General features: G+C 72.2%; 13 protein-coding genes. 8 read left to right on the top strand and 5 right to left on the bottom strand.

Annotated features, from left to right (window positions below; translation table 11 throughout):
• Positions 1-1958 (bottom strand): DEAD/DEAH box helicase (locus ACF073_RS01295; RefSeq protein WP_392066835.1); only part of this gene is annotated, 1958 nt, incomplete at its 3' end.
• Between the two features lie 493 nt (positions 1959-2451).
• Between ACF073_RS01295 and ACF073_RS01290 the strand changes: the two genes are divergently transcribed.
• Positions 2452-3207: a ferritin-like fold-containing protein gene (locus ACF073_RS01290; RefSeq protein ID WP_392065731.1), complete on the top strand. Its 756-nt coding sequence runs from the start codon at positions 2452-2454 to the stop codon at positions 3205-3207.
• Between the two features lie 157 nt (positions 3208-3364).
• On the opposite strand, the gene ACF073_RS01285 is transcribed toward ACF073_RS01290, so the two are convergent.
• The 4 genes from ACF073_RS01285 to ACF073_RS01270 form a co-directional block, all read right to left on the bottom strand.
• Positions 3365-3631: a hypothetical protein gene (locus ACF073_RS01285; RefSeq protein WP_392065729.1), complete on the bottom strand. Its 267-nt coding sequence runs from the start codon at positions 3629-3631 to the stop codon at positions 3365-3367.
• Positions 3632-3802: 171 nt separating this feature from the next.
• Positions 3803-4030, bottom strand: a complete 228-nt coding sequence (locus ACF073_RS01280) for a DUF3107 domain-containing protein (protein ID WP_392065727.1) — start codon at positions 4028-4030, stop codon at positions 3803-3805.
• Positions 4031-4178: 148 nt separating this feature from the next.
• On the bottom strand, positions 4179-4820 hold the full coding sequence (locus ACF073_RS01275; protein ID WP_392065725.1) for a TetR/AcrR family transcriptional regulator: 642 nt from the start codon (positions 4818-4820) through the stop codon (positions 4179-4181).
• A 168-nt stretch (positions 4821-4988) separates the two neighbouring features.
• Positions 4989-5222 (bottom strand): hypothetical protein, encoded by a 234-nt coding sequence (locus ACF073_RS01270; protein ID WP_392065723.1) that lies wholly within the window; start codon positions 5220-5222, stop codon positions 4989-4991.
• Between the two features lie 197 nt (positions 5223-5419).
• On the opposite strand from ACF073_RS01270, the gene ACF073_RS01265 reads away from it, so the two are divergent.
• The 7 genes from ACF073_RS01265 (at position 5420) to ACF073_RS01235 (ending at position 13928) form a co-directional block, all read left to right on the top strand.
• Positions 5420-6415 (top strand): alpha/beta fold hydrolase, encoded by a 996-nt coding sequence (locus ACF073_RS01265; RefSeq protein ID WP_392065722.1) that lies wholly within the window; start codon positions 5420-5422, stop codon positions 6413-6415.
• An 8-nt stretch (positions 6416-6423) separates the two neighbouring features.
• A complete protein-coding gene (locus tag ACF073_RS01260; protein ID WP_392065720.1) occupies positions 6424-8118 on the top strand; it encodes a DUF3152 domain-containing protein in 1695 nt (564 codons plus the stop codon).
• 57 nt (positions 8119-8175) lie between these two features.
• Positions 8176-8271 (top strand): Ms4533A family Cys-rich leader peptide, encoded by a 96-nt coding sequence (locus tag ACF073_RS01255; protein WP_392065718.1) that lies wholly within the window; start codon positions 8176-8178, stop codon positions 8269-8271.
• 204 nt (positions 8272-8475) lie between these two features.
• Positions 8476-10194, top strand: a complete 1719-nt coding sequence (locus tag ACF073_RS01250; protein WP_392065716.1) for an ABC transporter substrate-binding protein — start codon at positions 8476-8478, stop codon at positions 10192-10194.
• Positions 10195-10198: 4 nt separating this feature from the next.
• The gene (locus ACF073_RS01245; RefSeq protein WP_392065714.1) at positions 10199-11338 is read left to right on the top strand and encodes an ABC transporter permease; all 1140 of its coding nucleotides are present in this window, start codon (positions 10199-10201) and stop codon (positions 11336-11338) included.
• Positions 11335-12333: an ABC transporter permease gene (locus tag ACF073_RS01240; RefSeq protein ID WP_392065712.1), complete on the top strand. Its 999-nt coding sequence runs from the start codon at positions 11335-11337 to the stop codon at positions 12331-12333. Before ACF073_RS01245 ends, ACF073_RS01240 begins: the two co-directional genes overlap by 4 nt.
• Complete coding sequence (locus ACF073_RS01235; protein WP_392065710.1) at positions 12330-13928, top strand: dipeptide ABC transporter ATP-binding protein; 1599 nt, start codon at positions 12330-12332, stop codon at positions 13926-13928. The genes ACF073_RS01240 and ACF073_RS01235 overlap by 4 nt, the downstream gene beginning before the upstream one ends.
• The last annotated feature ends 115 nt before the right edge of the window (positions 13929-14043 follow it).

Genomic DNA, 14043 nt, shown 5'->3' with positions numbered 1-14043 from the left:
GTCTTGCGGGTGCGGCGCGGCTTGGTCTCCGTGCCTTCGGCGGTGTCCACGGTGGCCTCGGCGGCGGTCGTGGTCTTGCGCGTGCGGCGCGGCTTGGCCTCGGCCTCGGGGGCCTCCACAGTCGTGGCGGCCGTGGCGGCCGTCTTCGTGGCTGCCGTCTTGCGGGTCCGGCGCGGCTTGGCCTCCGCGGCCTCCGCCGTGTCCACGGCGGCCTCCGCCTGGGCGGCCGGCTCGGCCGTCTTCCGCGTACGGCGGCGCGGCTTGGCCTCCGCGGCCGGCGCGGCCTCGGGCTCCGCGACCGGGGTGTCCGCGATCACGGGCGCGGCCACCGGGGTGTCCGCGACGATCGCCTCGGCTGCCGGAGTCACGGCGGGCTCGGTCGCCGCAGGCTTCCGCGTGCGGCGGCGGCGCGGCTTGTCCGGCGTGTCCAGGACGGGCGTGTCCAGGACGGCGGGGGCCTCCACGGCGGCCACGGTCTCCACCGCGGTCACGGTCTCGACGGCGGCCACGGTCTCGACGGCCGTCACCGGCGCCTCCGGCGCTCCGCCGCGCGTACGGCGACGGCGGCGCGGGGTGCGGGCCGCGGTCTGGTTCTCGTCCGGACCGGTGCTCGCGGCGGCCGGAGCCGCAGCCGGGGCGGAGGCGTCCAGTGCCGCTCCGCCGCGCGTGCGGCGACGGCGGCGCGGAGCACGGGGCGCACGCTCGCGCTCGACCGGCTCCGGCTCGGCACGGCCACCGCGGCCACGGCCGCGCGCACCCCGCCCGCCGGTCTCGCCCAGGTCCTCCAGCTCCTCCGCCGCCAGACCGGCACGCGTCCGCTCGGAGCGCGGCAGGGTGCCCTTCGTGCCCGCGGGGATGCCGAGGTCCGAGAACAGGTGCGGGGAGCTGGAGTACGTCTCCACCGGGTCGTTGAAGTCCAGCTCCAGCGCCTTGTTGATCAGCTGCCAGCGCGGGATGTCGTCCCAGTCGACGAACGTGATCGCCGTACCCTTGGCGCCCGCGCGGCCGGTGCGGCCGACCCGGTGCAGGTACGTCTTCTCGTCCTCGGGGGACTGGTAGTTGACGACGTGGGTCACGCCCTCGACGTCGATGCCGCGCGCGGCGACATCGGTGCAGACCAGGACGTCGACCTTGCCGTTGCGGAAGGCGCGCAGCGCCTGCTCGCGCGCGCCCTGGCCGAGGTCGCCGTGGACCGCGCCGGAGGCGAACCCGCGGCGCTGGAGCTGCTCGGCGATGTCGGCGGCCGTCCGCTTGGTGCGGCAGAAGATCATCGCGAGCCCGCGGCCGTCGGCCTGCAGGATGCGGGAGACCATCTCCGGCTTGTCCATGGAGTGCGCGCGGTAGACGAACTGCTTGATGTTCGCGACCGTCACGCCCTCGTCGTCCGGCGCGGTGGCGCGGATGTGCGTGGGCTGCGACATGTAGCGGCGGGCGAGGCCGATGACCGCGCCCGGCATGGTCGCCGAGAACAGCATGGTCTGGCGCTTGGCCGGCAGCAGCTTGATGATCTTCTCGACATCGGGCAGGAAGCCCAGGTCGAGCATCTCGTCGGCCTCGTCGAGGACCAGGCTCTTGATGTGGCTCAGGTCGAGCTTCTTCTGCCCGGCCAGGTCCAGCAGCCGGCCCGGGGTGCCGACGACCACGTCGACGCCCTTCTTCAGGGCCTCGACCTGGGGCTCGTAGGCCCGGCCGCCGTAGATCGCCAGCACGCGCACGTTGCGGACCTTGCCGGCCGTCTGCAGGTCGTTGGTGACCTGGGTGCACAGCTCGCGCGTGGGGACGACGACGAGCGCCTGCGGGGCGTCGGTGAGGGCCGCGGGGGCGGCGCGTCCGGCCTCGACGTCGGCGGGGACGGTGACGCGCTCCAGGAGCGGGAGGCCGAAGCCCAGCGTCTTGCCGGTGCCGGTCTTGGCCTGGCCGATGACATCCGTGCCGGACAGGGCTACGGGGAGCGTCATCTCCTGGATGGGGAAGGGGTTGATGATGCCGACGGCCTCCAGGGCCTCGGCGGTCTCGGGAAGGATTCCGAGTTCTCGAAACGTCGTAGTCAGGGTGCTGCCTCTTCTGTGTGTGCGGTGCGAGGCGAGCGCGGGGGTCATGTCTGACCGTGCCGGGGACGTCGGCCGCCGTACGGGCGTACCACTCGGGCAAGCCGTATGACACGGGACCTCTGCCGACGCTCTAGCGCTCGTACCGCTGAGGGTCCCTCCGGTCGTCGTACGATCACTGCCGTACGGCCGTGGAGGGCTGTCGGGTCGGAGCCGATCGGGCCACCGACCGGGCATCCTCATGCGTGCGCCCCTGTCGGAGCACGTCGAAAACCGTCGACGCACTCGGCAGGCGCATTACCACCATACCCCGGATTCGCGCACATGCGATGGCCGATTTGGTCACGTAGTCGTGGTCACAGTGATCGGCGGGGGGCTTGAGGGGCGCCACGAGCGGGCTATTGTGCGCCTCATGAGTAGCTCTGACAAGCCTGAGAACGTGTCCGCAGAAGCCGCCGCGCCCACCGGTGTCGCCGCCCAGGACTGGACGCAGGCGTCCGCCGAGCCGCAGTACCGCGCCGCGGTCGTCGACCTCCTCGGCGCGCTCGCGTACGGCGAGCTGGCGGCGTTCGAGCGGCTCGCGGAGGACGCCAAGCTGGCGCCGACCCTCGCGGACAAGGCGGAACTGGCCAAGATGGCCTCCGCCGAGTTCCACCACTTCGAGAGGCTGCGGGACCGGCTGACCGAGATCGGCGAGGAGCCGACCGCCGCCATGGACCCGTTCGTGGCCGCGCTCGACGGCTTCCACCGGCAGACCGCGCCGTCGGACTGGCTGGAGGGCCTGGTCAAGGCGTACGTCGGCGACTCGATCGCGAGCGACTTCTACCGGGAGGTCGCGGCCCGCCTCGACTCCGACACGCGTGAGCTGGTGCTCGCCGTGCTGGACGACACCGGGCACGCCGGGTTCGCGGTGGAGAAGGTGCGCGCCGCCATCGACGCGGACCCGCGCGTGGGCGGCCGGCTGGCCCTGTGGGCGCGGCGGCTGATGGGCGAGGCGCTGTCGCAGTCCCAGCGGGTGGTCGCCGACCGGGACGCGCTGTCCACGATGCTGGTGGGCGGCGTCGCCGACGGCTTCGATCTCGCCGAGGTCGGGAGGATGTTCTCCCGGATCACGGAGGCCCACACTAAGCGGATGGCCGCCCTGGGCCTGGCCGCGTAGCCCCTCCGGGGAGCGGCTCCGGCCCCCTCGGGTCCCGGTTCTCCCGCGGTCCCGAGGGTGGTGGTGGGGCTGGTCGCGCAGGTCCCGCGCCCCTCGGGGCGCCGGCTTCCGGGCTCCTTGGGGGTGCCGGTTCCAGGGCTCTTCGAGGCGCCGTCCGTTACGCCGTGGCTGATCGGCGGAGGCGGCCGGCCGGGCGGAGGAGCAGGGACAGGGACGCCACCGCGATGATCGCGGCGCCCAGGAGGCTGAGCAGATCGCTGCCCGGGCCCAGGGCGGTGTGGGTGACGAAGTCCCCGAAGAGGGCTCCCGCGACGCCGGTCGAGTACACCAGCGGGCGGGCCGGCAGCCGGTGGGCGAGGCGGTGCGCCGCGGCCCACGCGAGGATCAGACCGAGCACGGCGGAGCCGAGTGCTTCAAGGATCATGTCGGGGGTCCCTCCCACGGCCGGTCTGGCTCGACGTTCGTAGCCCGTCATACCCGTGACCTGCGGATTGCAATCCTTCCCTGTGGAGGACTTGTGCGTCGTTCGTGTGTACTCCCGGACGCGGAAGGGCCCGGCGGCACACGGCCGCCGGGCCCTTCTCACGACTGTGGCCTACAGCGTGCCGAAGCCCACCTTGCGCACGGTCGGCTCGCCGATCTCCACGTACGCCAGACGGTCCGTCGGCACCAGGACCTTGCGGCCCTTCTCGTCCTGGAGGCTCAGCAGCTGCGTCTTCCCGGACAGCGCGTCGCCCACGAGACGCTCGACCTCCTCGGCGCTCAGACCGCTCTCCAGAACGATCTCGCGGGGCGCGTGCTGCACGCCGATCTTGACCTCCACGGCTATGTCCCTCCGACGGTCAGTGATGTGCGCGATCTTCCGCGCCGTACTCCGCACACATTAGCCCGGTGAGGGGGACGTACACGCTGCGGGCGGGAACGCCAGGAGCGAACACCGCGCGGGAACAGAACAGCGTGCGAACGCGCCGTCAGTGGTGGTCGGTGCCGTGCAGCGGGAAACCGGCGATACCCCGCCAGGCCAGCGAGGCCAGCAGCTGCACCGCCTGGTCGCGCGGGACGCTGCGGTCGCTGTGCAGCCAGGAGCGGGCGACCACCTGGGCGAGCCCGCCGAGGCCGGAGGCGAGCAGCATCGACTCCGCGCGCGAGAGGCCGGTGTCCTCGGCGATGACCTCGCAGATGGCCTCGGCGCACTCGTTGGTGACCTTGTCCACGCGCTCGCGCACCGCGGGCTCGTTCGTCAGGTCCGACTCGAAGACCAGCCGGAAGGCCCCGCCGTCGTCCTCCACGTACGCGAAGTAGGCGTCCATCGTCGCCCGCACGCGCTGCTTGTTGTCGGTCGTCGACGCCAGCGCGCCGCGCACCGCCTGGATCAGCGACTCGCAGTGCTGGTCCAGCAGGGCGAGGTAGAGGTCGAGCTTGCCCGGGAAGTGCTGGTAGAGCACGGGCTTGCTCACGCCGGCCCGCTCGGCGATGTCGTCCATCGCCGCCGCGTGGTAGCCCTGCGCGACGAACACCTCCTGAGCGGCGCCCAGCAGCTGGTTCCGCCGAGCTCGGCGCGGCAGACGGGTGCCGCGCGGGCGTGCTGCCTCAGTTTGCTCGATGGCTGTCACGCCGCCTCCCAATGTCGTCCACATGCGGTGTAGGCCGCGCGGCCATCGTACTTTTCGGTAACCCTGGTGTGCGCGGTGCGAGCGCAGAATTTCACGTACCGGACGACGGCGAAACCCGTGCGGCCCGTCCGCGGCGCGGCCGGCCGGGTGTCGTGCGGTCCTGGGGGGTCAGCGGTAGTCGTCCTCGTCGAGCGACACCACGCGTGCCTGTTCGACCAGATCGGCCACGTTCGCGCGGTCCGGGTCCACTCCGGTCAGGGGGTCGTCGCGGTGGGGCGTGATGTCCGCGTGCTGCTCGGCAGCGTCCACCTCGGGCGCCTCGACGTCGATCTCCGGTGCCGTGTCGGCCGCCAGGTCGTCGATGTCCTCGATCGTGTCGGGCTCGGTGGGGTCAAAGGCCATGATGGGCTCCCTTCCTACGAACGTCCCTGGAAGCAGCAGGAGCCACTGCGGGTGCCCGCAGGTATGAGCCTAGGAGACAGCCGATACGGGCGCCATGCCGTCAGGGCGGTTCGCTGTCCGGTTCCCCTGCCGCGGACGGCTCATTCTGTGACCGCGAACACATGAATCTCGACGTGATCACCTCGTAACATTGCCGCATGTCTTCGACCGAGTCGCCGTCCGTGCCGGCTGCCAGTGTGCTTCCCAGGGTGGCGCCCGTCCGGGTCGGCGAGGGCGAGCGGCTGCGCTCCGTGCGTCTGCCCGGTGTCACCCTGTCGGTCCGTTCCCGCCGCCCCGGGCGCGAAGCCCTGCCGCCCGCGCTGTACGTGCACGGGCTCGGCGGCTCCTCGCAGAACTGGTCGTCGCTCATGGCCGAGCTGGACGGCGTCGTCGACAGCGAGGCGGTCGACCTGCCGGGCTTCGGCGACTCACCGCCGCCGGACGACGGCGACTACTCCGTCACCGGGCACGCGCGCGCGGTCATCCGCTATCTCGACGCGGCCGGGCGCGGCCCGGTCCACCTCTTCGGCAACTCGCTCGGCGGGGCGGTCACCACGCGCGTGGCCGCCGTACGCCCCGATCTCGTCCGCTCGCTCACCCTCGTCTCGCCCGCCCTGCCCGAGCTGCGGGTGCAGCGCACCGCGGTGCCGACCGCGCTGCTGGGCGTGCCCGGGATCGCCGCTCTGTTCACCCGGATCACCAGGGAGTGGACGGCGGAGCAGCGGGTGCGCGGGGTCATGGCGCTCTGCTACGGCGACCCCGGGCGGGTCTCGCCCGAGGCGTTCCAGCTGGCCGTGGAGGAGCTGGAGCGGCGGTTGCGGCTGCCGTACTTCTGGGACGCGATGGCCCGCTCCGCGCGCGGGATCGTCAACGCCTACACGCTCGGCGGACAGCACGGACTGTGGCGCCAGGCCGAGCGTGTGCTCGCCCCGACGCTGCTGATCTACGGCGGCCGGGACCAGCTGGTCGGCTTCCGCATGGCCCACCGGGCCGCCCGTGCCTTCCGCGGCTCCCGGTTGCTGTCCCTGCCGGACGCCGGGCACGTGGCGATGATGGAGTACCCCGATCTGGTGGCCGACGCCTTCCGGGACCTCCTGGCACGGGCGGACGGCGGCGGCGAGCGAGCCGCGGCCGGCACGGGTGCGGGGAGCTGAGGGCCGGGGTGGGACGTCACAGCCGCCGCGGACCGGCTCCGAAGAGCGGGTCCGCGGACATAACCGCAGGGCGAGGGGACGAGCGGGGCAGCCGCTCCGACGGCCGGGGCACGCGCTCCGACGGCCGGGGCGCGCACTCTGACAGCCCTGGGGACGGCACGGCGCCGGCCCCCGACGGCGCGTCGCGGGCTCCGGAGGGCGCGTCGAGGAATCCGGACGGTACGCCGCGGGTGCAGGACGGCACTCCGGCGCCCGGGTTGCCGAGACGCGCGGACCACCTGCCGAGGCGGGGTACGCAGGGTGCACAGGGTGCGCAGGGCGGGCCGGGGGTTCCGGGCGGCGGCTCCGGGCCGGCTGTGCTGGGCTTTCCGGACGGCACTCCCGCGCGCGGGGTGTCGAGGTTCCCCGACGGGACACCCGGGCAGGGAGTGCCCAGGGTCTCCGATGACGCTCCCGCGCGCGGGGTGCGGCGTTCCCGGGAGGGTGCCGGTGCCCGGGGCGGGCATCCCGAGCAGCGGGAGGCCGGGGGCGGCTGGGGCGAGTTCGCCGGGCGGCCGGGCGACGCCGGTGGGCCCGGTGCGGTGCTGCCGCGGCAGCGGCAGGCGGGGCCGGACGGGCCGGGCGTACAGCGCGGACCGGGTGGACCGGGCGGATCGAGGCGCGGACGTGGACCTCGGCAGGAGTACCTCGAAGCCTTCGACGGCGACGGCGACGGCGACGGTGACCGTGACGGTGGCCGGGACGGCGACGGAACCGCGGACGCCGGGGGTCCCCGGAGCACCGGTGTCCTCGCGGCCGACGCGGGCCGTGCACGCCGTACCGGCGACCGGCCGGCCGAGGCGCCGCAGGTGTCGGCCGCCGGGGCGGACGGTGGCGCCGCGGACGGTGCAGCCCTGCCCGCGCAGCGCGGCGGGAACAAGGGGTGGGCCTTCACCGGCATCGCGGCGGCCGCCATCACCACCGTGCTCGCGGTGATCGTCGCCGGACAGGTGACCGACGCGCGGGACGACGGCGACGCGAAGTCGCAGTCCGCCGGCGGACACGCTCCCGACGCGCACGCGTCCGGAGCGCCGGCGCCGTCCACCGTGCCGAGCGCGGCGCCGCTCACGTACGACCAGAAGATGGGCAAGAAGTACCCGCTGAGCGCCACGCTGGCCGGGTCGGGGAAGTTCGACGCCGTGCCCGGTTTCGACAAGGCACCCGGCGTCGGGCAGAAGTACCGCTACCGCGTCGATGTCGAGCAGGGACTCGGGCTGGACGGCGCGCTGTTCGCCGAGGCCGTGCAGCAGACCCTGAACGACAAGCGCAGCTGGGCCCACGGCGGTGCCCGTACCTTCGAGCGGATCTCCTCCGGCAAACCCGACTTCGTGATCACGCTGGCCAGCCCCGGCACCACCGCCAAGTGGTGTGCCAAGTCCGGCCTGGACACCACGGAGGACAACGTGTCCTGCGACTCCGCCGCCACCGAACGCGTCATGATCAATGCGTACCGATGGGCTCAAGGCAGCAAGACATACGGTGACCGGATCCACCCTTACCGGCAAATGTTGATCAATCATGAGGTCGGCCACCGGCTCGGCCACGGGCACGTCACCTGCGAGAAGGACGGCGAGCTAGCCCCCGTCATGCAGCAGCAGACCAAGTTCCTCGATCATGACGGGATCCACTGCCGGCCCAACCCATGGCCGTACCCCGGTAGTTGACAGCCACCGCTTATGTCACATTGACATCAGCCCGCATGTTCGTTCATATTTCTGCGCATGTGGTCTAGTCATGCCGTCTCTCGCAGCGCCGCCATCGAGCTGGCGCTCATTGGCGTGACCGCGCTCTGCGTAGCCGACATCCACTGTCGCTGACGCCGCCTTCCCGGCGTTTGCGTCGCGACCCTTTCCTCCACTTCTGTCCGTGGCCGTGTCACGGACTTTTCGACGACCCGACGCCGGGGCCGACGTCTGTCCGCAGTCGTCTCACTCCTCGTCCACATGTCTCAGCCATCGAGAAACCCTCGATCAGCCTTGACTCGAAGCCTTGATACGTCACCCCGAGAGGTCGTCATTCCGATGCGTCAACCGTCCGTCATAGCGCGCCGCGTGGCAGCGGCATCCGTCAGCCTGGTCGTGGCAGCGGGCGCAGCCGCCTGCGGCCCGGAGGACAGCGATGCCAAGGGTTCAGGTGGCGACTCCACGCCCCACAAGGGCGGCACGCTCACGGTCCTGAACTCCCAGCCGCAGTCCGACTTCGACCCCGCCCGCCTGTACACCTCCGGCGGCGGAAACGTCCCCTCGCTCGTCTTCCGCACCCTGACCACGCGCAACCGCGAGAACGGCGCGGCCGGCGCCAAGGTCGTGCCGGACCTGGCCACCGACACCGGGCGCCCCAACAAGGACGCGACCGTGTGGACGTACACCCTGAAGAAGGGCCTCACGTACGAGGACGGGACGCCGATCACCTCGGGCGACATCAAGTACGGCATCGAGCGCTCCTTCGCGCCCGAACTCTCCGGCGGCGCACCCTACTTGCGTGACTGGCTGGTCGGGGCCGCCGACTACCAGGGGCCGTACAAGGACAAGAAGGGCCTGTCGTCGATCGAGACGCCGGACGCCCGGACCATCGTCTTCCACCTGAACAAGCCCGAGGGCGAGTTCCCGTACCTCGCCACGCAGACGCAGTTCACCCCGGTGCCCAAGGGCAAGGACACGGGCACCAAGTACGAGTCGCACCCGGTCTCGTCCGGCCCCTACAAGGTCGTCAAGAACGAGAACGACGGCGAGCACCTCGTACTGGAGCGCAACCCGCACTGGTCCGCGGCGACGGACGACCAGCGCAAGGCGTACCCGGCCACCATCGACGTGCGCTCAGGACTCGACTCCTCGGTGATCAACCAGCGGCTCTCCGCCTCCCAGGGCGCGGACGCGGCGGCCGTCACCACGGACACCAACCTCGGCCCGGCCGAACTCGCCAAGGTGAGCGGTGACAAGGAACTGGCCGCGCGCGTGGGCACCGGCCACTTCGGCTACACGAACTACATCGCGTTCAACCCGACCGTGAAGCCGTTCGACGACCCCAAGGTGCGCCAGGCGATCGCCTACGCCATCGACCGGTCGTCCGTGGTCAACGCGGCCGGCGGCAGTGCCCTCGCCGAGGCCGCCACCACCTTCCTGCCCAACCAGAAGTCCTTCGGCTACACGCCGTCCGACCCGTTCCCGGCGGGCGCGTCCGGCAACGCGGCGAAGGCCAGGGAACTGCTGAAGCAGGCCGGCCACGGCAACGGGCTGACCATCACGCTGACGCACTCCAACAGCAAGGACTTCGAGACCAGCCCGGAGATCGCGACCGCCGTCCAGGACGCGCTCAAGAAGGCCGGCATCACCGTCAAGCTCCAGGGCCTGGAGGAGAACGACTACAAGGACAAGATCCACAGTGTGAAGACCGAGCCGGGCCTCTTCCTGGCCCACTGGGGTGCGGACTGGCCTTCCGGCGGTCCCTTCCTCGCCCCCATCTTCGACGGCCGGCAGATCGTCAAGGACGGCGCGAACTTCAACACGGGTCTGCTGAACGACAAGTCGGTCAATGACGAGATTGACGCGATCAACAAGTTGACCGACCTCGACGCCGCCGCCGAGCGGTGGGGCGCGCTGGACCGGAAGATCGGCGAGAAGGCCCTCGTCGTGCCGCTGTTCCACCCGGTCTACAAGCGCCTGTACGGCAAGGACGTCAAGAACATCGTCATCAGCGACTGGACCGGCGTCCTGGACATCTCCCAGGTCTCGGTGAAGTAGCGCCGTGAGTGAGGCACTTGCCGCCATCGAGACCGCCGGGACGGACACCTCCGTCCCGGCGGTCTCGGGGGCACGTCAGTTCTGGCGGCGGCTGCGGGCGCAGCGCGCCGCCCTGGTCGCCGCGGCCGTCGTCGCGCTGCTCGTCCTGGTCGCGCTCGCCGCGCCGCTGCTCACCGCACTGGAGGGCCAGGACCCCACCACCTACCACCCCACCCTGATCGACTCCGCGCGCGGGGGCGTGCCCATCGGCTCCTTCGGCGGCATCAGCGCCGACCACTGGCTGGGCGTCGAACCCCAGACCGGCCGCGACATGTTCGCCCGGCTGCTCTACGGCGCACGGGTCTCGCTCGGCGTGTCCCTGGGCGCCACGGTGGTCCAGGTCGTCGTCGGCATCGCCATGGGCGTGGCCGCCGGTCTCGGCAACCGCTGGGTCGACCTGATCCTCAGCCGCGTCACCGACATCTTCCTCGCGATGCCGCTGATGATCATGGCGCTCGCACTGCTGGCCGTCGTGTCCGACGGGTTCCCGCGGCCGGTCCTCGTCGCGCTGATCATCTCCCTGGTCTCCGGGTGGAGCACGATGGCGAAGATGGTCCGCGCGCAGACCCTCGCGCTCAAGAACCTCGACTACGTCTCCGCGTCCCGGCTCAGCGGCTGGAGCACCTGGCGGACCGCCGTACGCGAGCTGCTCCCTGGCCTCGCCGCGCCGGTCATCACGTACGGCGCGCTGCTGATCCCGCAGAACATCAGCGCCGAGGCGGCCCTGTCCTTCCTCGGCGTCGGCGTGAAGCCGCCCACCCCCTCGTGGGGCCAGATGCTCACCTCCGCCGACGTCTGGTACCAGGCGGCCCCGCAGTACCTCCTGCTGCCCGCCCTCGCCCTGTTCGTGACCGTGTTCGCGATGACCGTCCTCGGCGACGGCGTCCGGGTCGCGCTCGACCCGCGCGCCGCCTCCCGGCTGCGCATCGGCACCGGCCGCAAGCGGGAGGCCCGCGCGGGGACGGCCGCACCGGCCACCCAGAACGGCGCACCGGCCACCGGCGAGGCCGCACCGGGCACCGAGACCGCCGCGCCGGGGCCCGGGAAGGGCGTACCGGACGCCGCGTCCACCGCCGTGCCGAAGAAGAAGGAGGAGCGCACGTGAACGGCTTCACCGGCTTCGTGGTGCGCCGGCTCGTCGGCGCCGTCATCACCCTGTTCGTGCTCTCGGTGATCATCTACGTCGTCTTCTACGTCACCCCCGGCAACGTCGCCCAGATCACCTGCGGCCCGCGCTGCTCCCCGGCCCAGGTCCACCAGGTCGCCGAACAGCTCCACCTCGACGACCCGCTGTACGTGCGCTACTGGCACTTCCTGCAGGGCCTCTTCGTGGGCCAGGACTTCTCGACGGGCACCTCCGTGGAGCACTGCTCGGCGCCCTGCCTCGGCCAGTCGTACCAGACCGACCAGCAGGTCACCGACATCATCCTGACCAAGCTGCCGGTGAGTTTCTCGCTGGTGCTCGGCGCCATGGTGATCTGGCTGGTGCTCGGTGTCGGCACCGGCGTGCTCTCCGCCTGGCGGCGCGGCCGGGTCTCCGAACGCGTCCTGACCGCGATCACCCTGGCCGGCACGGCGACCCCCGTCTTCGTCATCGGCCTGATCCTGATGATCGTCGTCTGCGGCGAACTGCAACTGCTGCCCTTCCCGCAGTACGTCGGCTTCACCGACGACCCCGAACAGTGGGCGTGGAACCTGCTGCTGCCCTGGCTCTCGCTCGCCCTCATCGAGGCGGCGGGCTTCGCCCGGCTCACCCGGGCGGCGATGCTGGAGACCCTGGCCGAGGACCACATCCGCACGTTCCGGGCCTACGGCGTCACCGAGCGCGCGGTGATCTCCCGGCACGCGCTGCGCGGCGCGACAGCCTCCGTCATCGCGCTGAACGCGGTCACCTTCGGCTCGGCCGTCGGCGGCGCCGTCCTCACCGAGACCCTCTTCGGACTGCCCGGCATCGGCCAGGAGCTGGTGCACGCCGTCAAGGTCGTCGACCTGCCGGTGGTCGTGGGCATGGTGCTGGTGATCGGTTTCTTCGTGGTCCTCGCCAACACCGTCGCGGACGTCCTGTACGCGGTGGCCGACCGACGGGTGGTGCTCTCATGAGCCTGGTGGAAGTGACCGGCCTGACCGTCGAGTTCGGCGCCCTGCGCGCCGTCGACGGGCTCTCCTTCAGCCTGGCGGAGGGCGCCGCCCTCGCCCTGGTCGGCGAGTCCGGCTCCGGCAAGTCCACGGTCGCGGGCGCCCTGCTGGGCCTGCACCGCGGCACCGGGGCCCGGGTCGGCGGCACGGTCCGGGTGGCCGGCACCGACGTACAGGCCGCGTCCGACGAGGAGCTGCGCCGGCTGCGCGGCGCCAAGGCCGCCATGGTCTTCCAGGACCCGCTGTCCTCGCTCGACCCGTACTACGCGATCGGCGACCAGATCGCCGAGGTCTACCGCGTCCACACGCGCGTGCCGCGCCGCGCCGCACGCGCGCGTGCCGTCGAGGTACTGGACCGGGTCGGCATCCCGGACGCGGCCCGCCGCTCCCGGTCCCGCCCGCACGAGTTCAGCGGCGGCATGCGCCAGCGCGCCCTCATCGCCATGGCCCTCGCCTGCGAGCCGGACCTGCTGATCGCCGACGAGCCGACCACCGCGCTCGACGTCACCGTGCAGGCCCAGATCCTCGATCTCCTGCACGCGCTGCGCGAGGAGACCGGCATGGGCCTGCTGCTCGTCACCCACGACGTGGGCGTGGCCGCCGAGAGCGTGGACGACGTCCTCGTCATGCGGCACGGCAGGGCCGTCGAGCGCGGCCCGGTCGGCGCGGTCCTCGCCGCGCCCGCCGAGCCGTACACCCGCGCCCTGCTCGACGCCGTCCCGCGCCTCGACGCCCGCAGGACCGGCTCCCCGGCCACCGAGGAGGTCGTGCTGGAGGCCACCGGACTGCGGCGCGAGTTCGGGCGCGGCCGCCGGGCGGTCGCGGCCGTGGACGACGTCTCGGTGACCGTCCGGCGCGGCGAGACCCTCGGTGTGGTCGGCGAGAGCGGCAGCGGCAAGACCACGCTCGGCCGCATGCTGGTGGGCCTGCTGGAGCCCACCGCGGGCGCGATCCGCTACGAAGGGCGCCCGCACACCGGTGTGAACCCGGCCGTCCAGATGGTCTTCCAGGACCCCGTCTCCTCCCTCAACCCCCGCCGCAGCGTGGGCGAGTCCATCGCCGACCCGCTCCGCGCGCGCGGGACGCGGGGCGGCGACGAGGAGCGCGTCCGGGAGCGCGTGACGGAGCTGCTGGAGCGCGTGGGGCTCGACCGGGCGCACTACGACCGCTACCCGCACGAGTTCAGCGGGGGGCAGCGCCAGCGCATCGGCATCGCGCGGGCGCTCGCCGCCGAGCCGCGCGTGATCGTCTGCGACGAGCCCGTCTCCGCGCTCGACGTCACCACCCAGGCCCAGGTGGTCGACCTGCTCGGCGAACTCCAGCGGGAACTCGGTCTCGCGCTCGTCTTCATCGCGCACGACCTCGCCGTCGTCCGCCAGGTCAGCGACCGGGTCGCGGTGATGCGGCGCGGCCGGCTCGTCGAGTACGGGCCCGCGGACGAGGTGTACGACAGCCCGCGCGAGCCGTACACCAAGCAACTCCTGGCCGCCGTACCCGCGCTCGACCCGGAGCTGGCGGCCCGGCGCCGCGCGGCACGGCGTGAACCCGCGGTGGCGTAACGTTTCGCGCACGCGCGATCGCCGTGTGAATCCTTAGCGCGGCGGAACGCGGCCCGCACGCGAAAGTTACGACCGTTCACCCCTTTTGGTGGTGCGACGGACAACCGTCCGTCGC

The organism is Streptomyces sp. NPDC015171, assembly GCF_043079545.1.
In the GTDB taxonomy this organism is placed as follows: Bacteria; Actinomycetota; Actinomycetes; order Streptomycetales; family Streptomycetaceae; genus Streptomyces.
The sequence above is the reverse complement of the archived record's forward strand: the minus strand, read 5'-3'. Positions and strand labels throughout refer to the sequence as shown.